This window comes from Aureimonas sp. AU12, assembly GCF_001463705.1.
Taxonomy (GTDB): domain Bacteria; phylum Pseudomonadota; class Alphaproteobacteria; order Rhizobiales; family Rhizobiaceae; genus Aureimonas.
The window spans coordinates 118,064-141,458 of the sequence record NZ_BBWH01000040.1; the positions used below are offsets into that span (position 1 = coordinate 118,064).

General features: G+C 69.1%; 24 protein-coding genes. 12 read left to right on the forward strand and 12 right to left on the reverse strand.

The genetic code is table 11. The annotated features are described in order from the left end of the window. Positions 1 to 9: 9 nt before the first annotated feature. The gene (locus AUL33_RS16150) at positions 10 to 1,500 is read right to left on the reverse strand and encodes an MDR family MFS transporter (RefSeq protein ID WP_062210392.1); all 1,491 of its coding nucleotides are present in this window, start codon (positions 1,498 to 1,500) and stop codon (positions 10 to 12) included. 267 nt (positions 1,501 to 1,767) lie between these two features. On the opposite strand from AUL33_RS16150, the gene AUL33_RS16155 reads away from it, so the two are divergent. Next, complete coding sequence (locus tag AUL33_RS16155) at positions 1,768 to 2,175, forward strand: acyl-CoA thioesterase (protein WP_062210569.1); 408 nt, start codon at positions 1,768 to 1,770, stop codon at positions 2,173 to 2,175. 22 nt (positions 2,176 to 2,197) lie between these two features. On the opposite strand, the gene AUL33_RS16160 is transcribed toward AUL33_RS16155, so the two are convergent. The 5 genes from AUL33_RS16160 to AUL33_RS16180 all read right to left on the reverse strand — a co-directional run bounded on the left by AUL33_RS16160 (position 2,198) and on the right by AUL33_RS16180 (position 7,985). Further along, positions 2,198 to 2,770 carry a histidine phosphatase family protein gene (locus tag AUL33_RS16160; protein ID WP_062210395.1) on the reverse strand — a complete coding sequence of 191 codons (573 nt, stop codon included), beginning with the start codon at positions 2,768 to 2,770 and terminating at the stop codon, positions 2,198 to 2,200. A 37-nt stretch (positions 2,771 to 2,807) separates the two neighbouring features. Then, on the reverse strand, positions 2,808 to 3,365 hold the full coding sequence (locus AUL33_RS16165) for a GNAT family N-acetyltransferase (protein ID WP_062210398.1): 558 nt from the start codon (positions 3,363 to 3,365) through the stop codon (positions 2,808 to 2,810). A gap of 320 nt (positions 3,366 to 3,685) precedes the next feature. Next, a complete protein-coding gene (locus AUL33_RS16170) occupies positions 3,686 to 4,468 on the reverse strand; it encodes a Bax inhibitor-1/YccA family protein (protein WP_062210401.1) in 783 nt (260 codons plus the stop codon). 203 nt (positions 4,469 to 4,671) lie between these two features. Then, positions 4,672 to 7,164: an ABC transporter permease gene (locus tag AUL33_RS16175; protein ID WP_082652671.1), complete on the reverse strand. Its 2,493-nt coding sequence runs from the start codon at positions 7,162 to 7,164 to the stop codon at positions 4,672 to 4,674. A gap of 101 nt (positions 7,165 to 7,265) precedes the next feature. Beyond that, positions 7,266 to 7,985 (reverse strand): ABC transporter ATP-binding protein, encoded by a 720-nt coding sequence (locus AUL33_RS16180; RefSeq protein ID WP_062210404.1) that lies wholly within the window; start codon positions 7,983 to 7,985, stop codon positions 7,266 to 7,268. 119 nt (positions 7,986 to 8,104) lie between these two features. Here AUL33_RS16180 and AUL33_RS16185 point away from each other — a divergent pair, with 119 nt between their 5' ends. After that, positions 8,105 to 8,761, forward strand: coding sequence for an arylesterase (locus tag AUL33_RS16185; protein ID WP_062210407.1), 657 nt, complete (start codon positions 8,105 to 8,107; stop codon positions 8,759 to 8,761). Between the two features lie 5 nt (positions 8,762 to 8,766). On the opposite strand, the gene AUL33_RS16190 is transcribed toward AUL33_RS16185, so the two are convergent. Next, on the reverse strand, positions 8,767 to 9,357 hold the full coding sequence (locus tag AUL33_RS16190) for a GNAT family N-acetyltransferase (protein ID WP_062210410.1): 591 nt from the start codon (positions 9,355 to 9,357) through the stop codon (positions 8,767 to 8,769). Between the two features lie 274 nt (positions 9,358 to 9,631). On the opposite strand from AUL33_RS16190, the gene thpR reads away from it, so the two are divergent. The 7 genes from thpR to AUL33_RS16225 all read left to right on the forward strand — a co-directional run bounded on the left by thpR (position 9,632) and on the right by AUL33_RS16225 (position 14,646). Further along, positions 9,632 to 10,240 carry an RNA 2',3'-cyclic phosphodiesterase gene (gene thpR, locus AUL33_RS16195; protein WP_062210413.1) on the forward strand — a complete coding sequence of 203 codons (609 nt, stop codon included), beginning with the start codon at positions 9,632 to 9,634 and terminating at the stop codon, positions 10,238 to 10,240. Positions 10,241 to 10,420: 180 nt separating this feature from the next. Then, the gene (locus AUL33_RS16200; RefSeq protein ID WP_062210574.1) at positions 10,421 to 10,834 is read left to right on the forward strand and encodes a YkvA family protein; all 414 of its coding nucleotides are present in this window, start codon (positions 10,421 to 10,423) and stop codon (positions 10,832 to 10,834) included. 310 nt (positions 10,835 to 11,144) lie between these two features. Further along, positions 11,145 to 11,645 carry an invasion associated locus B family protein gene (locus AUL33_RS16205; RefSeq protein WP_062210416.1) on the forward strand — a complete coding sequence of 167 codons (501 nt, stop codon included), beginning with the start codon at positions 11,145 to 11,147 and terminating at the stop codon, positions 11,643 to 11,645. Between the two features lie 212 nt (positions 11,646 to 11,857). Further along, positions 11,858 to 13,090, forward strand: a complete 1,233-nt coding sequence (gene rlmN / locus AUL33_RS16210) for a 23S rRNA (adenine(2503)-C(2))-methyltransferase RlmN (RefSeq protein WP_062210419.1) — start codon at positions 11,858 to 11,860, stop codon at positions 13,088 to 13,090. Between the two features lie 37 nt (positions 13,091 to 13,127). Further along, entirely contained in the window at positions 13,128 to 13,583 is a 456-nt protein-coding gene (locus tag AUL33_RS16215; RefSeq protein ID WP_062210422.1) for a hypothetical protein, read from the forward strand. 26 nt (positions 13,584 to 13,609) lie between these two features. Beyond that, on the forward strand, positions 13,610 to 13,831 hold the full coding sequence (locus tag AUL33_RS16220; protein ID WP_062210425.1) for a BrnA antitoxin family protein: 222 nt from the start codon (positions 13,610 to 13,612) through the stop codon (positions 13,829 to 13,831). 155 nt (positions 13,832 to 13,986) lie between these two features. Then, complete coding sequence (locus AUL33_RS16225) at positions 13,987 to 14,646, forward strand: glutathione S-transferase family protein (protein WP_062210428.1); 660 nt, start codon at positions 13,987 to 13,989, stop codon at positions 14,644 to 14,646. Between the two features lie 22 nt (positions 14,647 to 14,668). Here AUL33_RS16225 and AUL33_RS16230 read toward each other — a convergent pair whose 3' ends face one another. Further along, positions 14,669 to 15,088, reverse strand: a complete 420-nt coding sequence (locus AUL33_RS16230) for an EamA family transporter (RefSeq protein WP_062210431.1) — start codon at positions 15,086 to 15,088, stop codon at positions 14,669 to 14,671. Next, the gene (locus tag AUL33_RS16235; protein ID WP_062210576.1) at positions 15,088 to 15,726 is read right to left on the reverse strand and encodes a LysE family translocator; all 639 of its coding nucleotides are present in this window, start codon (positions 15,724 to 15,726) and stop codon (positions 15,088 to 15,090) included. The genes AUL33_RS16230 and AUL33_RS16235 overlap by 1 nt, the downstream gene beginning before the upstream one ends. A gap of 377 nt (positions 15,727 to 16,103) precedes the next feature. On the opposite strand from AUL33_RS16235, the gene AUL33_RS16240 reads away from it, so the two are divergent. After that, positions 16,104 to 17,324 carry an argininosuccinate synthase gene (locus AUL33_RS16240; protein ID WP_062210434.1) on the forward strand — a complete coding sequence of 407 codons (1,221 nt, stop codon included), beginning with the start codon at positions 16,104 to 16,106 and terminating at the stop codon, positions 17,322 to 17,324. Between the two features lie 100 nt (positions 17,325 to 17,424). Here AUL33_RS16240 and AUL33_RS16245 read toward each other — a convergent pair whose 3' ends face one another. Together AUL33_RS16245 and AUL33_RS16250 are read right to left on the reverse strand one after the other, a co-directional pair. Continuing rightward, positions 17,425 to 18,564: a helix-turn-helix transcriptional regulator gene (locus AUL33_RS16245; RefSeq protein WP_156419446.1), complete on the reverse strand. Its 1,140-nt coding sequence runs from the start codon at positions 18,562 to 18,564 to the stop codon at positions 17,425 to 17,427. A 92-nt stretch (positions 18,565 to 18,656) separates the two neighbouring features. Beyond that, on the reverse strand, positions 18,657 to 19,283 hold the full coding sequence (locus AUL33_RS16250; RefSeq protein WP_062210440.1) for a LysE family translocator: 627 nt from the start codon (positions 19,281 to 19,283) through the stop codon (positions 18,657 to 18,659). 196 nt (positions 19,284 to 19,479) lie between these two features. On the opposite strand from AUL33_RS16250, the gene AUL33_RS16255 reads away from it, so the two are divergent. After that, positions 19,480 to 20,499, forward strand: a complete 1,020-nt coding sequence (locus tag AUL33_RS16255; RefSeq protein ID WP_062210578.1) for an LLM class flavin-dependent oxidoreductase — start codon at positions 19,480 to 19,482, stop codon at positions 20,497 to 20,499. Between the two features lie 19 nt (positions 20,500 to 20,518). On the opposite strand, the gene AUL33_RS16260 is transcribed toward AUL33_RS16255, so the two are convergent. Beyond that, on the reverse strand, positions 20,519 to 21,067 hold the full coding sequence (locus AUL33_RS16260; RefSeq protein WP_244492289.1) for a MarR family winged helix-turn-helix transcriptional regulator: 549 nt from the start codon (positions 21,065 to 21,067) through the stop codon (positions 20,519 to 20,521). A 179-nt stretch (positions 21,068 to 21,246) separates the two neighbouring features. Here AUL33_RS16260 and AUL33_RS16265 point away from each other — a divergent pair, with 179 nt between their 5' ends. Next, entirely contained in the window at positions 21,247 to 23,295 is a 2,049-nt protein-coding gene (locus AUL33_RS16265) for a M3 family metallopeptidase (RefSeq protein ID WP_062210443.1), read from the forward strand. The last annotated feature ends 100 nt before the right edge of the window (positions 23,296 to 23,395 follow it).

A 23,395-nucleotide genomic window follows, 5' to 3' on the forward strand; every position in this document is an offset into this window, starting at 1 on the left:
CCTGCGGCGCTACCGGGTGTGTTCGAGGCTCTCGCTGACCTCGGCCGCCGGCCGCTTCACGGTTTCGGCGATCCGGCCGTGGCCGCTGATCTCGCGGCCGGCATCGGCGGCAAAGCGCAGGTTCCAGACCGTCGCCGCCAGCGAGATCGCCACCACCACCGCAAAGGCCGCCGAGAAGTCCGAGAGCTGCGGCTCGCCGTGCCCCTGGACGCGCATCGAGCCGTTCAGCGCCAGCGCGGCGACGCAGATGCCGAGCGACAGCATCAGCTGCTGGAAGGTCGTGTAGAAGCTCGTCGCCGAACTCATCTGCGCCGGGGAGATCCGGTCGTAGGCCACCGTGTTGTAGGCGGTGAACTGGAACGACATCGAGAAGCCGCAGCAGACCAGCACCCCGAAGATCAACGGCAGCGGCCAGTCCGGCCGGAAGAAGGCGCAGGCGCCGTAAAGCAGCGCCGCGACGATCCCGTTCGCCGCCAGCGCGTTGCGGAAGCCGAAGCGCCGCAGCAGCCGGGGCGCCAACGCCTTCATCATCAGCGAGCCGATCGCGGTGGCGATGGTGATCAGACCGCTCGTCGCCGCCGAAAGCCCGAAGCCGAGCTGCATCATCAGCGGCAGCAGGAACGGATGCGCCCCTTGCGTGATGCGCGTCAGCGATCCCGCGATCACCGAGGTTCCGAACGAGGGCACGCGCATCAGGGCGGGATCGAGGATCGGCGCGGGGTGACCCTTCGCATGGCGAAGATAAAGACCGCCGGTGACGAGACCCACCGCGATCAAGGCCAGCGCCATCAGCCCCTCGCCGTCGCGGCTGGCGCTCTCGAAGCCGAAGAGGAGCGAGCCCAGCGAGACGCCCGACAGGACCATGCCGACGGCGTCGAACGGACCGGTGCGCTCGCCCTTCGTCTCGTCGATGAAGAGGCTGACGAGCACCATGCCGATGAGGCCGATGGGCACGTTGATGTAGAAGATCCAGCGCCAGTCCGCATAGGTGACGATGAGGCCGCCGACCGGCGGTCCGAGGATCGGCCCGATGAGCGCGGGCACGAGGAGCCAGGACATCGCCGAGACGAGGTCGCGCCGCTCCACCGAGCGCAGCAGCACGAGGCGCCCGACCGGCATCATCATCGCCCCGCCGAGGCCCTGCAGCAGCCGCGCGACCACGAGGAAGCCAAGCGAGGGTGCCTGCGCGCACAGAACCGAGCCGACGACGAAGACCCCGATCGCGGCGCGGAACACGGTGCGCGAGCCCCAGCGGTCGGCCACCGCGCCGCTGACGGGAATGAACACCGCGAGGCTGATCAGGTAGGAGGTGAGCGCGATGCTCATCGAGGGCGCGCCGACGCCGAAATCACGCGCCATCGTGGGCAGCGCCGTCGCCAGGATGGTGGCGTCGAGCTGCTCCATGAACATGGCGCTGGCGACGATGAGGGCGACGGTGCGAAAGTTGCGCCGGGCGGGCGCGATGCCGGCAAGGCCGACGCTGGGAGACTGAACCGACATGGGATCGAAACGAACGCTTCACGGGCGGCGACGAGCCGGGCCGCCGGACGGCGTGACACCTTCGATGGGAATCGCAAGGGGGACATACGGTTTCGGGTCGCCGATGGCCAGTCCTTCGCCGGTCACAATCGTCGCGTCTGCGAAATGCCGCTGCGAGCGCCGAGCGGCCGGAGGGATGGCAGCCGGCGAGATCGCGACGGGTTCGGGCAACCGACAAACGGCAGAACGGAGGGCGTGCGCGGGTTTTCCGGCAAGGGCGAGGGTTCGATGAGCAACGGCGACGAGACACCCCAGGCGGAGCGCAACCCGCCGACGATCCGCACGATCGCCATGCCGGCCGACACCAACCCCGCCGGCGACATCTTCGGCGGATGGCTGCTGGCGCAGATGGATCTCGCCGCCGGCGCCGCGGCCGCCCGGCGCGCCCGCGGCCGCTGTGCCACGATCGCCATCGACGCCATGCAGTTCCTCAAGCCCGTCTATGTCGGCGACGAGGTCAGCCTCTATGCCGAGGTGGTCGCGGTCGGCCGCACCTCCATGCGCATCGCCGTCGAAGCCTGGCGCCGCTCTCGCGAAAGCGAAGACACCGAGCAGGTGACGCGCGGCCAGTTCACCTTCGTTGCCATCGACGCCGACCGGAAGCCCCGCTCGATCGAGCCACGCGGCCTCCCCTGAGGCCAAGTGCAGGGTCGCCGGGTCAGGCCGCCTCGATCGAGCGCCAGCGATGCAGCACGGTGCCGGTCTCGCGCTCGAACCGGAAGACATGGCCTTGGGCCCGCTGATCCTCGGCCCGCGTGATCGCAAGCCCCAGGAGGTGACAGAGCAGCAGCGTGCCGACGCCGCCATGGGTGACGATCACGACGTCTCCCGCGGGCGAGGCCCGCAGCACCGACGCAACGGCCGCTCGCATGCGCGCCTGCGCATCCACCGCCCGTTCCCAGCCCCGCACGCTCTCGTCCGGCGTTGCGAAGAAGGCATCCGCCGTCCGTTCGAACTCCGGTGCGGGCAGGAAGCCCGTCGCGGAGCGATCGTTCTCGCCGAGATCCTCGTCCACCCCAACCGGCAGGCCGAAGGGCGCTGCCAACAGACCCGCGGCTTCGATCGCCTTCACTTCCCGGCTCGCCCAGACCGCCGCCGGTGGCTCGAACCCGGGACGCTCCGCCAGGCCGCGCATGCGCGCGATGCCGCGCTCCGACAAGCGCCATGACGGCACCGGCCGTGCGGGATCGACGATCACCTCCGGATGGGTGACGATCATCACCGTCGCCATCGATCGGACTTCCCGCGCTCGGCCCGCGCCGGTCCCGTCAGCCCAGCGTGCCCGGAAACACCGTCTCGTCCGGCATCGTCCCGTTTCCGTCGCCGAGCCGGTACTGCATGAACACCGTGTCGATCCAGCGGCCGAACTTGAACCCCGAACCCTCGAAGAGACCGATGTGCCGGAAGCCGACGCGCTCGTGCAACTTGATCGAGGGCTGGTGATCGGAGCCGCCGATCACCGCGATCATCTGACGGAACCCCTTCTCCTGGCACAGCTCCACGAGCCGTCGCAGGAGCGCCGTGCCGATGCCCTGGCCCTTGGCCTGCGGCAGCATGTAGATCGAATCTTCCACCGACCAGCGATAGGCCGGCCGCGCCCGGAACGGCCCCGCATAGGCATAGGCCACCACCTCCCCATGCGCGTCGACCGCGACGATGTAGGGGTAGCCCTGCCCCGTCAGGTTGCGAAACCGCACCGTCATCTCCGCTTCGTCCGGCGGCATCAGTTCGTAGGTCGCCGTGCCGTGCAGAACCGCGTCCTCGTAGATCCGCTGCAGCGCCGGCACGTCGTCGAGACCGGCGTCGCGGAGGGTGAATGCACTCATGAACCAAGGACCTCGCCTGTCGGGAATCACTGCCGCCGACCATAGGCGCGCCGCCCGGGCGGCTCAACGTAGTCGGTGGGTGGAAAGACGGGGCGCTGCCCCGACCCGCCAAGGGCCTGAGGCCCTTGGAACCCCATCACTTCCATCCTCCATCGGGAAGGGCCGGCGGCCCTCCCCGATGGAGGATCAAAAGAAGCGGGGGTCCGGGGGCGCCAGCCCTCGGGCGGGGGCCGGGGCGGCAGCCCCGCCATGACACCCACCGCCCACGAAAAAGGGCGGCCCAAGGGCCGCCCTTCGATCGTCCGGTATGGCCGTCCGCGTCAGGAGTTGCGGTTGCCGAAGAGCTGCAGCATGAACATGAACATGTTGATGAAGTTCAGGTAGAGCGACAGGGCGCCCATGATGGCCTTACGACCGGCGACGAGCGCGTCGTCGCCTTCGAAGTACATTTCCTTGATGCGCTGCGTATCGTAGGCGGTGAGGCCGGCGAAAACGAGGACGCCGATCACCGACACGGCGAAAGCGAGCGCCGAGGACTGCAGAAAGATGTTGACGATCATCGCGATGACGATGCCGACAACGCCCATGATCAGGAACGAGCCCATGCCCGACAGGTCGCGTTTCGTCGTGTAGCCGAAGAGCGAGAGGGCTCCGAAAGACGCGGCGGTGATGAAGAAGACCTGCGTGATCGAATCCTGCGTGTAGACGAGGAAGATCGTCGACAGCGAGACGCCGACCAGGGCGGCATAGGCCCAGAAGGTCGCCTGAGCGGCCTGCGTGCTCATGCGGTTGATGCGCATCGACAGGAAGAACACCATGGCAAGCGGGGCCAGCATCAGCACCCACTTCAGCGGCGAGGTGTAGACCGTCGCGCCGAACTGCGTGAGCATCACGCCGTTGAGTTCACCGACCGAGTTCGAGGCGACGGTGGTGGTCGCCAGCGAATAGACGCCGTAGGCCGCGGCACCCGTGATGGCGAGACCCGCCGCCATCAGGTTGTAGACCTTCAGCATGTAGGCGCGAAGGCCCTGGTCGATCGTCGCGTCGGTGCGGCTTCCGGCAGCGGGTACGCTTCGCAGACCCGCATTCCATTTGTCAGCCATGGCAATTTCCCTTTCCTCGGAGTTCCGACCGGTGTCGGGGCGCCTCTCGTGGCTCTCCCATGCGCCGCTGGCGGAACGCCCAGCAAGCCTTGACCCCGAATATGCGAAGGTCCGCCCCCTCCCACAAGGGCCGGGGCCAGATCCGGCCGAGGATTCGGGCCCCGGCCGATTAATTTTGCGTTATGCGACGCCGATTGCGCCGGTCACAGCTCCCGCAGCACCGGTGCCGCCTTCTGGCCGAGCACGCGCCAGGTTCCCGCCAGCCCGAAGCCGACGGTGAGGACGAGCGAGCCCACCAGCGTCGCGATCGCCACCGTCCAGTCGAAATGGAAGGGAAGCTGCATGATGCGGGCGACGACATACCAGGAGGCGAGCGCCCCGGCCGCCACCGCAAAGATGGCGGTGACGGCGCCGAGCGAAAGATATTCGAGCACGTAGGCGCGGATGAGCGTCGCCCGCGTCGCGCCAAGGGTCTTCAGCACCACCGCGTCGTGGACGCGCGCCCGGTTTCCGGCGGCGAGCGCTCCGGAAAGGACGAGCACCGAGGCGACGAGCGCCACGGCGGCAGCGGCCCGGATCGCCAGCGCCAGTTGCGCCACGAGCGCGTTGACGGCGTCGAGCGCATCCTTCACCCGCACCGTCGTCACCGCCGGGAACGTGTTGGAGATGCCGCGCAGCACGCCGCGCTCGACCTCGGCGGTGTCGTCGGGGATCTGCAGCGTCGCCAGCCAGGCGTGCGGCGCGCCCCGGAAGGTGTTGGGCGAGAACACCATGACGAAGTTGATCGACAGCGATTCCCACTCCACCGTGCGGAAGTTGGCGATGCGTGCGGTGATGTTGCGGCCGAGCACGTTGACGGTCAGCGTCTCGCCGACCTTGAGGCCGAGTTCGCCGGCCTCCTTGGCCGAGAAGGAGACGAGCGGCTCGCCCTCATAGTCCGCCGACCACCATTCGCCTTGCGTGATCGTCGTGTTCTCGGGCCGCTCCGTCGCGTAGGTCACGCCCCGGTCGCCACGCAGCACCCAAGCGCCTTCCGGCGGCACGGTGATCTGCGAGACGTCGACGCCGTTCAGCTGGACGATGCGCCCGCGCAGCATCGGCGCGGCGTCGAGGCTGGAGCCCGGCGCGAGGCGATCGACCTCGGAGCGGAACGTGTCGATCTCGGCCGACTGGATATCGACGAAGAAGAAGTTCGGCGCGCGCGCCGCGATCCCGCTGCCGATCTCGCGGCGCAGATCCGTGTCGATCGTGGCCAGCGTGACGAGCAGCGTCAGGCCGAGGCCGAGCGAGAGCACGACCGAAGAGGTGAGCGCGCCGGGACGGTGGATGTTGCCGATGGCGAGGCGCAGCGGCGTCGAGCGCACGCGCGGCAGGCGCGCAGCGCCCTTGCGGATGGCGAAGGCGACGAGGCGCAGCACCGCGAAGGCGACGGCCGTGGCGACGAGGAAGACCCCGGCGACGCCCTTGTCGCTCGCCATGAAGAGCGCCAGGCCCGCGATGCAAGCCGCGAGAACGAAGGCTGCGGCGGCATAGGTCCAGCGGATGCGCATCGAGCCCGGCTGCTCGTTCGAGCGGAACAGCGCGGTCGCCGCGACGTCGCGCGTGCGCCCGAGCGGCAGGATCGCGAAGGCCAGCGCCGTCAGGTAGCCGAACAGCGTCGCGACGAGGAGCGCGCCGGGATAGACCGAGGCGTTGGCGGCCACGGGGATGTAGGCTTCGAGGAAGCCGGCGGTGGCGAAGGGCGCGAGCGCCCCCAGCACGAGGCCGGCGAGGATGCCGACGGTGGCGAGCACCAGGATCTGGATGAGATAGATCGTCACCACGAAGGAGCCGCCGGCGCCCAGACTCTTGAAGGTGGCGATGACCGAACGCTTGGAATCGAGATAGGCGGCCACCGCATTGGCGACGCCGACACCCCCGACGATGAGCGCGGTGAGCCCGACGAGCGTCAGGAATTGCGAGAAGCGCTCGATGTTGCGCTGGAGCGAGGGCGCGGCTTCGCCGGCGTCGCGAATGCTCCAGCCGGCCTGCGGGAACTGCTGCCCTGCCTGCGCCTCGACCGCCGCGGGATCGGTGCCGTCCTCGGTGAAGCGGACCTTGTAGTCGTATTCGACAAGCGAGCCGGGCTGCACGAGGGCGGTGGCGTCGAGCGCATCAAGCGAGACCATAAGGCGCGGCGCGAAGATGAAGCCGTCCGAGAGGACGTCGGGCTCGCGGTCGAGAACGCCGCGAATCTCGATCTCGGCCGAGCCGAGCCGGATCGTGGCGCCTACGCTCAACCCCAGCCGGTCGAGGAATTCGGGCGCCACCACCGCGCCGAAGCGGCCGTTGCGCTCGGCCAGCAGAAGCGGCAGCGGATCGGACGGGCTCGTCTCGGCAGCACCGTAGAGCGGATAGCGCGCGTCCACCGCCTTCACCTCGGCGAGCGTCTGGTTCGAGCCGTCGGGCAGGCGCGCCATCGAGCGCAGCGACGCGCTTTCGGCGACCTGGCCCAAGCCAGCGAGGAAGGCGCGTTCATCGGGGCTCGCGCGACGCTGGTTGAGACCGAAGCGCATGTCGCCGCCGAGAATCGTGCGCCCCTCGCGCTCGATGCCGCCGGTCATCATCTGCGACACCGAATTGACCGCGGCGATCGAGGCGACGCCGAGCGTCAGGCAGAGGAGGAAGATCACGAAGCCGCGCAGCCCGCCGCGCATCTCGCGCAGCGCGAACCGCAGGGCGAGGCGCAACTCGCCGGCCCGCCCGCGCGAGCCCGCTCGCACCGCCGGCTGGACGAGGCCCGCCTCGGTCGCGGCGCTCAAGAGGCGGCCCCGGCGAGATCGGAAACGCGGCTCGGTGCGGCGACACCGCCGCCGATCTCGCCGGAGCGCACCGCGACCTCGCGCCCGCAACGCGCGGCGAGCGACTTGTCGTGGGTGACGAGGACGAGCGTCATGGCGCGGCGGCGCTGCTCGGCGAAAAGCAGGTCGGCGATCTGCTGGCCGGTCTCGCCGTCGAGATTGCCGGTGGGCTCGTCCGCGATGAGAATGGCGGGCTCGGGCGCCAGCGCGCGGGCCAGCGCCACGCGCTGCTGCTCTCCGCCCGACAGCTCGCCGGGATAATGCGTCACGCGGTGGCCGAGGCCGACGGCCGCCAGTTCCTGTTCGGCCCGCGCGAAAGCATCGCGATGGCCGGCGAGTTCGAGCGGCACGGCGACGTTCTCGAGCGCGGTCATGTTGGGGATGAGATGGAAGGACTGGAAGACGATGCCGATGTGGCGGCCGCGAAAGGCGGCGAGCTGGTCCTCGCTCAAGGAGCCGAGCGCCTGTCCGGCGATCTCGACCAGCCCTTCGTCGGCCCGCTCCAGACCCGCCAGCACCATCAGCAGCGTTGATTTGCCCGATCCCGACGGACCGACGATACCGACGGACTCGCCGCGTGCGACGTCGAGATCGACGCCCTTGAGGACATGGACGGCGCTATGGCCCGATCCGAGCGTCAGATGAACCTTTCGTAATCGGATCGCCGGTTCTGCCAAGGGTCCACCTTCCTATATGCCGCTGAGGACGGAAATGGCCCGTCGTCAGGCCGTCGAAGGACGGCCGGGGCGTTCGATGCGGATCGCATCATGCCGCAGTGCAAGGATATGGGTGGCTTATGGCGCGGTTCCAATCGCTTCTCCTCTTCGTGACGATCGGTCTCGGCCTTCTCGCTCCCCTGCCGGCCCGCGCGCAGGCGCCGGCACCAGCAACGCCCGAGATCGTCGCCTTCGGCGACAGCCTCTCGGCCGGCTACGGGGTGGGTCCGGGCGAGAGCTTTCCCGAGCAGCTCGCCGCCGCCCTCGTCAAGGCCGGGCGCAGTGCGAGCGTGACGAATGCCGGCGTTTCCGGCGACACCACGACCGGGGGCCTCGCCCGCCTCGACTGGTCGGTGCCGGAGACGGCGAGCGTCGTGATCGTGGAACTCGGCGCCAACGACGCGCTGCGCGGCATCTCGCCCGACGTCACGCGGCGCAATCTCGATGCGATCCTCGCCAAGCTCAAGACCCGGCCGGCAACGCAGGTCATCCTCGCCGGCATGATCGCCCCGCCCAACATGGGCGCCGACTACGCCAGCGCCTTCAACCCCATCTATCCCGACCTCGCCAAGCAGTACGACGTGCCGCTCTATCCGTTCTTCCTCGACGGCGTCGCCTCGGTCGAAGGCATGAACCAGGCCGATTACATGCACCCGAACGCGCGCGGCGTCGGCGTGATCGTGGAGCGGATCCTGCCGCTGGTGATGGAGGCGCTCGACGCCGCGAAGGGTGCCTGAGGCGCTCAGGCGGCGCGGAGGCTGAGATCGACACCGGCGCCGGATGCCAGCGCATAGAGGCCGCGTCGCACCGCACGCTCGATCGCGCTCGCACGATCCTCGTCCCGTTCGCGCGACTGCGAGGCGGCGTCGGCCGCCGGGCTGCGGATTTCGGCGACGATCTCGCTGCCCTCGAAGGCCAGCACCGCGCCGTGACGGCGTAGGATCGCCCGCATCCGCGCGTTGTCGCGGCCGACATGCAGGACGAGGCGATGCGCGCCGCGATTGCGTGCGCCATCGAGAAGGCTGGCGACGAGCCGCGTGCCATGCCCCCGGCCCTGCCAGCCGCGTTCGATGCTGAAGGCGAGTTCGGCGGCTCCGCGCCCGCCATCGACGAAGCGCAGCTCGGCGAGGCCGCGCAGCACACCGTCGACGAAAAGGCCTTTCACCAGCGTGTCGGGACCGATCGCGGTCCCGGAATAGACCTCGAGGCGATCGTTGCCGACGGCACCGCCGAAGCGCTGGCGCCGAGAGGCCGGGTCGAGCCGCAGGAGATGATCCCGCAGCAACGTGCGATCGGCGCCGGCGAGACGACGCACGATCCCCTGCGCAGGCATGGGACGGGACGCGTCGGAACGGGGGGCGAGATCGGGCATCGGGACGCGGCTTCGGGAAGTGTCGGGAGCCCCGATGTAATTGTGCAATGCAGCAACGGATAGCGGGGATCTGTGCATGGCACCCATGCGCCATCTTGAAGTCAGCTTCCTGTGATGAAAATCATGGCGTGTCGGAACGTCATCGTAGGTCGTGGAACTCGTCGAAGCTTGAGGCCGGGCAGGACCCGGTCGGCCCGTCGAGCGAAGCGGTCCTGAGAAATGGGAAGGACTTCTCATGCCGCGACTGTTCACCGCCCTTGAGATCCCGCGCGATGCGGCGCTCTCGCTGTCCTTTCTTCGCGGTGGCCTGCCTTCCGCCCGCTGGATCGACGCCGAGAACTACCACCTGACGCTGCGCTTCATCGGCGATGTCGAGCCGCGCACGGCCGACGAGATCGTCGCCGCGCTCGACCGGGTGGCGCGCGCGCCCTTCGAGATCGCGCTGCGGGGCGTCGGCGCCTTCGGCTCGAAGAAGCCCCATTCGATTTATGCGGGCGTCGCCCCGTCCGGCCCGCTCGATCTGCTGCAGGGCGAGATCGACCGGATCGTGAAGCGGCTCGGCCAACCCTGCGACACCCGCCGCTTCACCCCGCACGTGACGCTGGCGCGGTTGCGCAACCCGAAGGCCGAGGAGGTCGCGCGCTATCTGGCCGGGCGCGGCGACTTCCGCACGCAGGCCTTCTCCGTCGGGCGCTTCGTGCTCTACTCCTCGCGCGATTCGGTCGGCGGCGGCCCGTACGTGCTGGAGGAGTCCTTCCCGCTGAAAGCGCCGCGCGAAGGCGCGCATCTTCCGGCGCGCTGCGAACCGGCGAGCCTGCCGATGTTCGAGCAGGCCCATCGCTGACGCCCGGTCGCCGGCTCTTTGAACCGGCGCCCCGCTGCGCCATATGAGCCGGCGAGGCGGCAGAGGAGAGCGGACATGGCGGGCGATCAGGACGCAACGGCGGCACCGGGCGAGACAATGCAGGAGACCGAGACCCAGACCGGCACGGCTGCCCCGAGCGGCAGCGACGGCACCACCGTCTTGGCCGGACGCGAGGCGCTCGTCGGCGAGGTGCTCCTGCCGGGAAGCGAGGAACAGCAGGCGCGCCAGGAGCACAAGGTGCGTCGCGGCTTCTTCGGCACGCTGAAGCGGGCGATGCGCCATATCCCCTTCGCCGAAGACGTCGTCGCCTCCTACCATTGCGCGCTCGATCCCAAGACGCCCGCCGCCTCGCGCGGCATCCTGCTGGCCGCGCTCGCTTATTTCGTGCTGCCCTTCGACGTGGTGCCGGACTTCATCGTCGGCCTCGGCTTCACCGACGACGCCGCGGTGCTGCTCGCGGCGCTGTCGGCCGTGCGCTCCAACATCCGCCCCGAGCATTACGACCGCGCCCGCGAGACGCTGCGCTCGGAAGCGGACGACAAGGGCGAAACAGGGGCCGGCGCGTCGGCCTGACCCCTGCCGGGCGCGCCGGGGTGCTGGCGCAGGCGTGAAGAGGCCGGACCACACTGTCGCCATATTGGGCCGATTGGTCTGACGACCATCGGATCCCGCCCGTCATCTCGACTGGCGGGATCGTGCGGACTGCGGGGCCGAGGGCCTTCCCGGATTTGATGGGTATTGTCGGGCAGAAATTTGCCGATCGTTTACCCTGTGGAAAGGGCTCGAAGCCCACCCTGCCCGCTCGACATCGCTTGCGCAGTCGCCCTTTCGGCGGCGCGAGCGCGACCCATGCGATTGAAGACGAGGCGGGGAGACGAACTCCATGAAATACGTTCTGACGGCTGCGGCGGTGATGGTGACGCTGTCCGGTGCGGCGAGCGCCGCGCAGACCCCGACGCGCGTGAGCCAGTTCAACGATTGGGGCTCCTATTCCTACGACGCGAGCGGCGGCAAGGTCTGCTACGTGCTCTCGACGCCCAAGACGATGCAGCCCCCCTCGGTGGATCACGGCGACATCTTCTTTCTCGTCTCGCAGAAGCCCGGCAAGGCCGCCGCCTACGAGCCGCAGGTCGTGATGGGCTATCCGATGCGCGAGGGCTCGAAGGTCGTGGTCGACATCGACGGCAAGAAGTTCTCGATGTTCGTGCGCGGCGAAAGCGCCTGGATGGAGAACGCCGCCGAGGAGCCGCAGCTCGTCGCCGCCCTTCGCAACGGCAAGGCGATGAAGGTCGATGCCACCTCGCAGCGCGGCACCGCCACCAACTACACCTACTCGCTCGCCGGCGTCACCGCCGCGCTGAACTCGATCAAGAGCTGCAAGTAGGCCGGCCGGGTTTCCGGCGCAGTTGAAGACCCGAGCGCCGGCTCCTCGCCGGCGCTTTTTCGTATCCGCTTGCCCTCGCGACCCTGCGCTCGCACGGCGCGGCCCTTGCGATTTTTCCGTTTTCGGCTCATTTGAAGGCCATCCGAACGATTTCGACCCCCCTCGACGGCGCCAAGCTCCCGTGCGTTCGTCCCGTGCGGCAGGATGTTTCCATGAGCGCGACGATCGACCTGACCTCCGCCGACGCCCGTCCCCGCCCGGCGGCGGCGATGGCGGCCGCCCCCGCCGCAAGCCAATCCAAGCGCTCGCTGCTCGGCCTCTCGCGCCATGATCTGGGCCTCGCGCTCATGGAGGCCGGCGTTCCAGAGAAGCAGGCGCGCATGCGCGTTCAGCAGCTCTGGCATTGGCTTTACGTGCGCGGCGTCTCCGACTTTTCGCAGATGGCCAACGTCTCGCGCGACCTGCGCTCGCTTCTCGACGACAAGTTCGAGATCCGCCGGCCCGAGATCGTCGAGGAGCAGATCTCGGTGGACGGCACGCGCAAGTGGCTGTTCCGCTTTCCCGCACGCGGCGCCGGGCGCCCGGTCGAGATCGAGACCGTCTACATTCCCGAGGAAGGACGCGGCACGCTCTGCGTCTCCAGCCAGGTCGGCTGCACCCTCACCTGCACCTTCTGCCACACCGGCACCCAGCGCCTCGTGCGCAACCTGGAACCCGGCGAGATCGTCGGCCAGGTGCTCACCGCCCGCGCCCAGCTCGGCGACTTCCCCGAAGCCTCGACGCCGCAGGGCGCCATCGTGCCGAGCGAGGGACGCCTCGTCTCCAATGTCGTGATGATGGGCATGGGCGAGCCGCTGTACAATTACGACAACGTGAAGTCGGCGCTCTCGGTGGTCTCCGACGGCGACGGGCTCGCTCTGTCGAAGCGCCGCATCACGCTCTCGACCTCCGGCGTCGTGCCGATGATCGAGAAGACCGGCGCGGAGATGGGCGTCATGCTCGCCATCTCGCTCCATGCGGTAACGGACGAGTTGCGCGACGTGCTCGTGCCCATCAACAAGAAGTACCCGCTGGCTGATCTGATGGCGGCCTGCCGCGCCTATCCCGGCCTGTCGAACGCCCGCCGCATCACCTTCGAATACGTGATGCTGAAGGGCGTCAACGACAGCCTCGCCGACGCGCGCCAGCTCGTGCGGCTGCTGCAGGGCATCCCCGCCAAGATCAATCTCATCCCCTTCAACCCGTGGCCGGGATCGGACTACGAGTGCTCGGACTGGGACCAGATCGAGCGCTTCGCCGAACTCGTCAACCAGGCCGGCTACGCCTCGCCCATCCGCACTCCGCGCGGACGCGACATCTTCGCCGCCTGCGGCCAGCTCAAGTCCGAAAGCGAGCGGATGAAGAAGGGCGACCGCCTGGCGCTGGAGGCGGCGGTCGCGGTCTGAGGATGCGGTCCGTTCGCGCGAGTGGCCGGGAGCGGGCATGACCACCGTCCTGCGCTTCCTCTTCGTCATTCCCATCGGTTTCGTGCTGGCCTGCTTCGCGGCGGCTTTCGCGATGCTCTGGCCGTTCCTCGAATTGCCCGACGGGGCGCTTTCCGATCCCTTCCTAGTCTTCGAGCTTCTGGTGTTCTTCACCGCGCAGGCCGCGCAGGTCGGGTCCGCCGCGCTCCTGCCCTGGGGCCTGTTCATGGCGCTGAGCGAAATCATGGGCCTGCGCTCGATCCTTCTCCACATGGGAGCCGGCATCGCCGGGGGCTTTGCGGCCCTGCGCCTTTCGCCGGGCGGCGCCCCCACCGAGCTCAGCCTGCAGACGGCCTTCGTCGTCGCCGGCCTCTCCTTCGCGCTCGTCTACTGGCTCGTGGCCGGGCGCGCAGCAGGCCGCTGGCGTCGCACCGCCCCGACGCCGGCCGCCCCGCTTCCGCCCTTCACGTCCTGATCCCTCCTCCTTTTCGAGGCTCCCCCATGTCCCGTCGCCCGATCAATCCGCGAGACGCCGCCGAGGCGATGTTCAAGCCCGCCAGCGCCAAGGCCCCGGCGCGCAGCGCGGAGGCGCCGCGCGTGCCCGGCGTCAAGGAGAGCGTGACGCTGCGGATCGAGGCGGACGTGCTCGAACATTTCCAGGCGGACGGACCGGGCTGGCAGGACCGCATGGCCGCTGCGTTGAGGACGGCCGCCGGTCTCTGACCGGATCTCGGCACCGTCCCGAGACCATCGATCCGCCGGACGGTCCCCAAATCTCTGTCTAAGCGGCGTGATGCGACGATGCTTCGCCCGGACATGTCCCGTGACAGCGCTGGGGTCTCGCTTGCCTTCGGGACGGGCGGGACCAGATCCCCGGCATGATCACCATCCACCACCTCAACAATTCCCGCTCGCAGCGCGTGCTCTGGCTTCTCGAGGAGCTGGGCGTTCCCTACGAGGTGAAGCGCTACGAGCGGCAGACGTCGATGCAGGCGCCCCCGGCGCTCAAGGCCGTGCATCCGCTCGGCAAGTCGCCGATCCTGACCGAGGGCGACCTGACGATCGCCGAGACCGGTGCCATCGTAACCTACATCTTGGAGACCCATGGCGACGACCGCCTCGTGCCGGAGCGCGGCTCAAGGGATTACTGGAACTACCAGCACTTCCTGCACTATGCCGAGGGCTCGGCCATGCCGCCGCTCTTTCTGAAGCTGATCCTGTCGCGCATGCCGAAGGAAGCGCCCTTCTTCGCTCGGCCGATCCTGAAGGCCGCGGTGAAGGCGGTGGACGCGCGGCTGCTCGATGCCCAGATCGCCACCCATCTCGACCATTGGGCGCGCTCGCTGGCGCCGACCGGCTGGTTCGCGGGTCCCGAATTCTCCGCCGCCGACGTGATGATGAGCTTTCCGATCGAGGCCGCGGGCTCGCGCATCGGCTTCGGCCCGCGCGCCCAGCTCTCGGCCTTCCTCGCCCGCATCCACGCCCGCCCGGCCTACAGGGCAGCGCTCGCGCGCGGCGGGCCTTACGCCTACGCCTGACCGGCGCGGCGGCGCGCGGCCATCAGCGCCACGCCACGAGCAGCGCCCCGCCGGCGATCATCGCGACGCCCGCCCAGTTGGCGAGCGTCAGGCGCTCGGCCAGAAAGACCGCGCCGAACACCGCCACCAGCACCACCGAGAGCTTGTCGATCGGCGCCACCTGCGCCGCCTGCCCCAATTGCAGCGCCCGGTAGTAGCAGAGCCACGACGCCCCCGTGGCGAGCCCCGACAGGACGAGGAACAGAAGCGCCCGGCCCGGCAGCCCGGCCGGATTCTGCCACTGCCCCTTCGCCGTGACGATGCCCGCGATCAGTGCGAGGATCACCACCGTACGGATCAGCGTCGCATAGTCCGAGGCGATGCCGGTGACGCCGACCTTGCCGAAGATCGCCGTCAACGCGGCGAACGCGGCCGAGGCCAGCGCCCAGCCGAGCCAGTCCATCAGACCCGCGCCATCAGGATGTTGATCGCGAAGGCCGAGAAGACGCTGGCGAACACCCAGTCGATCATCCGCATCACCTTCGGACGCCGCTTGAGCGCCAGCGCGATCCGGTCCGCCGCCACGATCATCGCGATCGACATCGGCACCGCGATCAGGATGAAATAGACGCCGAGGAAGAAGAACTTCTGTCCCGCATGCGGATCGCCCGCGCCGACGAAGACCGGCAGGAAGGTCACGAAGAACAGGATGATCTTCGGGTTGAGGAGATTGATCCCCACTCCCGTCAGCCAGTTGGCCCACAAGGACTGCCGCTCGCCCGCCTCGCGATCGAGGCTGAGCGAGGAGCCCTTGCGGATCGCCTGCACCGCCAGCCACGCCAGATAGGCCGCGCCCGCCACCTTCAGCGCCAGGAACGCCTCAGGCGAGGCCGCCACCAGCGCCGACAGGCCCACCGCCGCGAGCGTCGTGTGCACCAGCACCCCCGAACACGCGCCGAGCATGGCCGCGAACCCCGCCGCGCGCCCCTGCGCCAGCGTGCGCCCCAGAAACAGCGTCATGTCCGGTCCCGGCGTGATCGTCAGCACCACCGCCGCCAGCGTGAAAGCCAGAAGCGCAGACGGTTCGGGCAGGAAATCCATGACGGCCAACTCCAGCGATCGACCGGCCTTCCATACGCCGAGGCCGTTCACGCTACCACCCGTTTTCGGCGGTCGCGATGGCATGGCGGGGCGACTGCCCCGAACCCCGTCCGGGGCCTGACGCCCCGGAGCCCCCGCTCTCTCTTGTCCCACAACGGGGAGGGCCAGCGGCCCTCCCCGTTGTGGGAAACAACAGATGGGGTTCCAAGGGCCTCAGGCCGTCCGTTAGGACGGGCGAGACCCGTGGCTCGCCCTGGGGGCGGGGCCGGGGGCAGCGCCCCCGTCTTGCCACCGCCAACCCGCCAAGCGCTTGCGCCGCGGGCGATCTTCGGTCACATCGGCGGGAGTGTCATTCGCCAACAGGACATCGGTTCACCATGGCTCTTCCCAGCAACGTCAAGAAGGTCGTCCTCGCCTATTCCGGCGGGCTCGACACCTCGATCATCCTGAAGTGGCTGCAGACGGAGCTGGGCGCGGAGGTGGTGACCTTCACGGCGGATCTCGGCCAGGGCGAGGAGCTGGAGCCGGCGCGCGCCAAGGCCGAGATGATGGGGATCAAGGAGATCCATATCGAGGACGTGCGCGAGGAGTTCTGCCGCGACTTCGTGTTCCCGATGTTCCGGGCGAACGCGGTCTATGAGGGCACCTATCTGCTCGGCACCTCGATCGCGCGGCCGCTGATTTCCAAGCGTCTGGTGGAAATCGCGCGCGAGTGCGGCGCGGATGCGATCGCGCACGGGGCGACGGGCAAGGGCAACGACCAGGTGCGGTTCGAGCTCTCGGCCTATGCATTGAACCCCGACATCAAGGTGATCGCGCCGTGGCGCGAATGGGAGTTCAAGTCGCGCACCGATCTTCTGGATTTTGCCGAGAAGAACCAGATCCCGGTGGCCAAGGACAAGCGCGGCGAGGCGCCGTTCTCGGTGGACGCCAACCTGCTGCACTCCTCCTCGGAGGGCAAGGTGCTGGAGGACCCCGCCGAGGAAGCGCCGCCTTACGTCTTCCAGCGCACGGTGAGCCCGGAGGAGGCGCCCGACGTGGCGACGACGATCACGATCGGCTTCGTCAAGGGCGACCCGGTGTCGATCGACGGCGTGGCCATGGCACCGCATGAGCTGCTGGCGAGGCTTAACGATCTCGGCCGCGACAACGGCATCGGGCGGCTGGATCTCGTGGAGAACCGCTTCGTCGGCATGAAGTCGCGCGGCATCTACGAGACGCCGGGCGGCACGATCCTGCTGGCGGCGCACCGCGCGATCGAAAGCATCACGCTCGACCGCGGCGCGGCGCATCTGAAGGACGAGCTGATGCCGCGCTATGCCGAGCTCATCTACAACGGCTTCTGGTTCTCGCCGGAGCGGCTGATGCTGCAGGCGGCGATCGACAAGAGCCAGGAGCATGTTGAGGGCACGGTGCGGCTGAAGCTCTACAAGGGCAACACGATCGTCATCGGCCGCGAGAGCGCCAAGACGCTTTATTCCGATGCGCTCGTCACTTTCGAGGACGATCACGGCGCCTACGACCAGAAGGACGCCGCGGGCTTTATCAAGCTGAACGCGCTGCGCCTGCGCACGCTGGCCAAGCGCCAGGGCCTCTGAGGTCCAAGGCTTTCCGACGCAAGATGAAGGGCCGGTCTCATGAGGAGGCCGGCCTTTTTCGTATCGGGAGGAAAGCGCAGCGGCCGCAGCCACAGGCCGCTCAGTCCGGCAGGCGGATCGTGTCGATGCGTTCGAGCAGGCCGACGAGCTGCGACTGGCGGCGGGTGCCGGTCTTGGCGAAGATCGTCTCGAGATAGGATCTTGCGGTGGAGAAGGCGATGCCCTCGCGCTCGGCGGCCTCGCGAAGGGTCAGGCCGGAGACGAGCCCGACGGCGACGGCGGCTTCCTTCGGCGACAGGCGAAAGGCGCGGCGGGCTTCCTCGGCGAGCCCCGCGACGGGACGCGGCCCGGTTTCGCACATCGAGATCACGGCGAGCGGCTCACCCGGCAGCCATTCGTCGGGGTCGGCGCCGAGCGGGGCGACCGAGAGCGCGAGATCGCCCCGCCCCGGCGACAGCGCCGATCCCGCGATCATCCGGCCGGCCGCGATCTCGGTGGCGTCCGTCTGGCAGGCTCGCGCGACGAGACGGCGAAGGCTTTCGGTCTCGCCCGTCCGGGTCACACCGAGATGGCCGGAGGCACGCCGCGCGAGGGCGCCGTCGCGGCGATCGAGAAGGGCGCGAGCGGCCGCGTTCTCGCTGACGATGCGAAGGCGAGCATCGACGAGCACGACGCCGAAGGGCACGCGGTCGAGCGCGGCGAGAGAGGCCTGCGCCTCGCGGTAGCGGCGCGACAGGGCCAGCGACTGGACGAAATGGGGCACGAGGCGCGCGAACATCGCGGCATCCTCGTTGGAGAAACTCTGCTGGCGCCGGCCGCGCTGGACATCGACGAACCAGCTCGACGGACCGGAGACGGCCAGCCGGCAGCCGAGCCCGCCATACATGTCCTGCGGCGCCATCCATTCGTTCCAGAAGCGCGAGCTGCGCAGGCGCTCGCGCCCGACAAGGGCATGGTCGTGATAGACGACGCCGATCGGCATAATCGAGACGGCGGGGCTCAGCGGCTCGCCCTCGGCACAGAACTCCTCGACGATCATCCGGGTGAATCGGGGATCGGACGCCGTGGAGACGCTGTCCTGCGGCCCGAGCGCGGGGCCGAGCCTCGAAATGCAGGCCTTCGATCCACCGAAGAGATCCCGGACCCCTTCCACCACGCCAGCCCAGGCGTCGGGGCGATGGGCGGCGGCGTAGATGAGACCGATCGTTTCCGACAGAACGTCCACGTCTGGTTTCGGCATGGCCGCCCCGCTTCGGATCGCTCGCGGGGAGAAGTGTGGTCCCGCGTCTCGGTGCCGTCAAGCCGCGTGGCACCGGCCCCGGGCGCACACCGTCAGAGGCGCAGGAGGATCGACACCCCGATCCCGCAGAGGGCGATGCCGAGGGCGCCGTCGATCCGGCTGAGATGCAGCGGCTGGAGGCCCGGAAGGCGGCAGTTCGACAGGGCCGTGCCCACGCATCCGAACCAAAGGAAGGCGACGCCGGCCGCCACGAGGGCGGCCTCGAAGGGTGCGGGCCGGACGGCGCCGGCCCAGTCGCCGGAGATGAGGTAGGTTCCGAAGAAGACGGCGCTCATCGGGTTGGTAGCGGCGGTGGCGAAGCCGAGACCGAAGCTGGCGAGGCTCCGGGTGCGCGGCGTCGGCGGCGCCTTCGCGCCGGCCGGGCATCGGGCGGCGGCGACCGCCCGCCAGCCCATGAGAATGAGAAGGCCGGCGAAGACGGCATGGGCCACCGGGCGCGCGGCCGGGCCAAGGCTGACGGTGGTGGCGAGCATCGAGGACAGGAGCGCCAGGAACCCGGCGCCGGCGGCGACGCCGAGGGCGGCGGCAAGCCCGGCATGGCGGCGCGGCGAGAGGCTGGCGCGCACCACGACGAAGAGGTTCGGCCCGGGCGTCGCGACGACGAGGGAATAGGTGCCCGCGAAGGCCAGAAGATCCGCGGTCTGAGGGGAGAACGGCATCGGGCGCTCCGTTGCGAAGCGCCAGACTGCGCGCCGGGCGTGTTGCGCGACATCCGGCAGATGCCGGGCCTTGGCGCCTGTGCGCGCCGACCGATCGCGTCTGGCACGATCGGCACGTCCGGAAGGTCCGTCGCGGCCTCTCTCGACAGCCGGCATCGGCCTCCCCATCTGATGGCTCAGACAGGAAGGTATGCTGATGATCCCCTATTCGGTCCTCGACCTCTCGCCCATCCCCGAGGGCGGCACGGCCGCCGATGCGCTGGCCAACACGCTCGATCTGGCCCGCCAGGCCGAGCGCCTCGGCTACAACCGCTACTGGCTGGCCGAGCATCACAACATGACCGGCATCGCCAGCGCCGCGACGGCGATCGTAATCGGCCATGTCGCCGCGGGTACCAGCACGATCCGCGTCGGCTCGGGCGGCATCATGCTGCCGAACCATGCGCCGCTCGTCGTGGCCGAGCAGTTCGGCACACTGGCGACGCTCTATCCCGGCCGCATCGATCTGGGGCTCGGACGCGCGCCCGGCACCGACATGATGACGGCGCGGGCCCTGCGCCGCTCGCTCGACAATTCCGACAACTTCCCGCAGGACGTTCTCGAACTCCTCGCCTATTTCGCCGACGCCGCACCGAACCAGCGCCTGCGCGCGGTTCCGGGCGAAGGCACGCATGTCCCCGTCTGGATCCTCGGCTCCAGCCTCTACGGCGCGCAGCTCGCCGCCCATCTCGGGCTGCCCTATGCGTTCGCGTCGCATTTCGCGCCGGGGGCGCTGGATGAGGCGATCGAGGTCTACCGGCAGACGTTCCGAGCGTCCGAGTCTCTGGACGAGCCCTATTTCATGCTGGCGGTGAACGTCTTCGCCGCCGAGACGGACGCCGAGGGCCGGCGCCTCCAGTCGTCGATGCAGCAGGCCTTCGCGCGGCTGCGCTCGGGCCATCCCGGCCCGCTGCCGCGCCCCGTGGACGATGTCGACGCGGTGCTCGATGCCGGCGCGCGGGCGATGGTCGACGAGGCGCTGCGGATCTCGGCGGTCGGCTCGCTACCGACGGTCGCCGCCCAGCTCGGCCGACTGGTGGATCGCTACCATCCGGACGAGGTCGTCATTACCGGTCAAATCCACGACCACGCTGCGCGCGTGCGCTCGTTCGCATTGGCGGCCGAGGCAATGCAGGGGCTGGGTTCGCAGGGCGAGACGCGGCAGGCTGCCGAGTAAGAACGACGCCTTCGGCGGCCTAGCCGGCGGCGTCCTCGACGCCCGCCATCCGGGCCGCACCACCGGCTTGCACCACGCCGGCGCTTGCGGTGGGCGGATGGAGAAGGTCGATCTTGGCGGCGATCTGCGGATCCGACGTGAGGTTGGCGCGCATCTTCTGCAACGCCGTGGCGATCGCCGTCATCTCGGTCTTCGTCAGCCCCTCGGTGACATGGGCGTAGATCTTGTCGAAGAGCGGATCGAGGCTCTGCATGATGTCGAAGGCCGCCTCGGTCGGCTCGATCAGCTTGGCGCGCCGGTCCGAAGGATCGACGGCCCGCACGATCAGGCCCCGCCCTTCCAACCGGTCGAGATAGGCCGACAGCGTCATCGGCTCGACGCCCATATGCTCGGCCAGAGCCGCCTGCCGCGATCCGCGAAAGCGCATGACAAAGCCGAGCGCCCGGATTTCGCCTGGCGTCAGCCCGAGACCGTTCTCCGCCACGGTGCGTTCGAAGAACTGCCGGAAGAGGCGCGACGTGTCGGTCAGGAGAAAGCCGAACGCATTCCCGGTGGTAAGCTCTGGCACGCCCGTCCTGCCTTTCGTGCCGGAGGCGCACGGCGCGCCTGGCTCATGATTGAACTTGACGTACGCTAAGTTTAGGTGCGCCGCACCGCGACCTATCCGATTGCGCGTCTGACGGGAAGCCCTTCCGAACGAGCTCCGCTTCATCGTAAGCAGAGAGAGACGATATAAAGGACCGATCCATGCCGGAAGTCGACATCGCAGCGTTCGATACGCGTTTCTCCTTCGCCGCACCCGACCGCCTGCCCGATTTCGCGGCCATCACTCCCGACGACTTCGCGGCAGGCTTCGACCGGGCCATGCCGCTGGAGCTGGCCGAGATCGACGCCATCGCCTCCGCGACGTCCGAGCCGACCTTCGACGATACGATCCTGGCGCTGGAGCGCTCGGGCCGGCCGCTATCGCGCGTTGCCTCGCTGTTCTACGCGCTCGCTGGCGCCCATACGAACGATGCGCTCCAGGGGGTCGAGCGCGAGGTCGCCCCGAAGCTCTCGCGCCATGGTTCGGCGATCGCGCTGAACGCCGCACTGTTCGCCCGGATCGACCGGCTGTTCTCGCGCCGCACGGAGCTTGGCCTCGACCCCGAGCAGCTGCGCCTCGTCGAGCGCGTCCATGGCGGCTTCGTGCGCTCGGGCGCCAAGCTCCAGGGCGACGCCCGCCGTCGCTTCGCCGATCTCAACGCGCGCCTCGCCGAACTCGGCACCCTCTTCTCGCAGAACGTTCTCGCCGACGAGCGCGCCTATGCGCGGCCCGTGGCCGGCGCGGATCTCGCCGACCTCCCCGCCTTCCTCGTCTCCGCCATGGCGGACGCCGCGAGCGAGCGCTCGCTGCCGGGCCACGTGGTGACGCTGTCGCGCTCGATCGTGGTGCCGTTCCTGCAGTTCTGCCCGGATGCGGACCTACGGGCCGAGGTCTTCGCGGCCTGGACCGCGCGCGGCGAGAACGCCGGCGCGACCGACAACCGGCCGATCCTCGCCGAGATCCTCGCGCTGCGGGCCGAGAAGGCCAAGCTACTCGGCTTCGCCAGCTTTGCCGACTACAAGCTCGACGACACGATGGCCAAGACGCCGGATGCGGTGGAGGGTCTCCTGCGCCGGGTCTGGGACAAGGCGCGCGAGCGTGCCGTCGCCGATGGCGCCATTCTCGGCGCCCTGGCGGCAGCGGACGGAGCGAACCGGCCGCTGGCGGCTTCGGACTGGCGCTATTATGCCGAGAAGCGGCGCCGTGCTGAGTTCGCGATCGACGAGAGCGCGCTGAAATCCTACTTCCAGCTCGACCGGATGATCGAGGCCGCCTTCGACGTCGCCGGGCGCCTCTTCGGCCTGCGCTTCGAGGCGCTGCCGGGCGTCGCCGCCTGGCATCCGGACGTGCGCGTGTGGCGTGTCCTGGCCGCCGACGGCTCGCCGGTCGGCCTCTTCCTCGGCGACTATTTCGCGAGGGCTTCGAAGCGTTCGGGCGCCTGGATGAGCGCGCTGCGCTCGCAGCACCGCATCGACGGCGGCCAGACGCCGGTGATCTACAATGTCTGCAACTTCGCCAAGCCGGCGGAAGGCCAGCCCGCCCTCCTCTCGGTGGACGACGCGAAGACGCTGTTCCACGAGTTCGGCCACGCGCTGCACGGGCTGCTCTCGAACGTCACCTATCCCTCGCTCGCGGGCACGTCCGTGGCGCGCGACTTCGTCGAACTGCCCTCGCAGCTCTTCGAACATTGGCTGACCGTACCCGCCATCCTTCAAGCGCACGCCCTTCATGCCGAGACCGGCGAGCCGCTGCCGCAGGGCGAGGTCGACAAGCTGAAGGCTGCCGCGACCTTCGATGCCGGCTTCAACACGGTGGAGTTCACTTCCTCGGCGCTGGTCGACATCCTGCTGCACCGCGGGGTTGAGGCGCCTGCCGACCCGATGGCGCGCGAGGCCGAGATCCTCGCCGATCTCGGCATGCCCGCCGCGATGGTGATGCGCCACCGCTCGCCGCACTTCGCCCATATCTTCTCGGGCGACGGCTACTCGGCGGGATATTACTCCTACATGTGGTCGGAAGTCCTCGACGCCGACGCCTTCGAGGCGTTCGAGGAGACCGGCGACGCCTTCGACCCCGCGACCGCCGCGCGGCTTCGCGAAAACGTCTATGCCGCCGGCAATTCCGCCGACCCGGCCAGGCTCTACGAGGCCTTCCGCGGGCGCGGGCCGGACCCGCAGGCGATGATGCGCAAGCGCGGTTTTGCGGCCTGAGGCGCAGGCCTCGCGCAAGACGCCTTTCGCTTTTGCGAAAAATCCGTTATGGAACGGCCCATTGACCGCGACGTCCCTGGGCCGTTTCTCTTGAAACGCG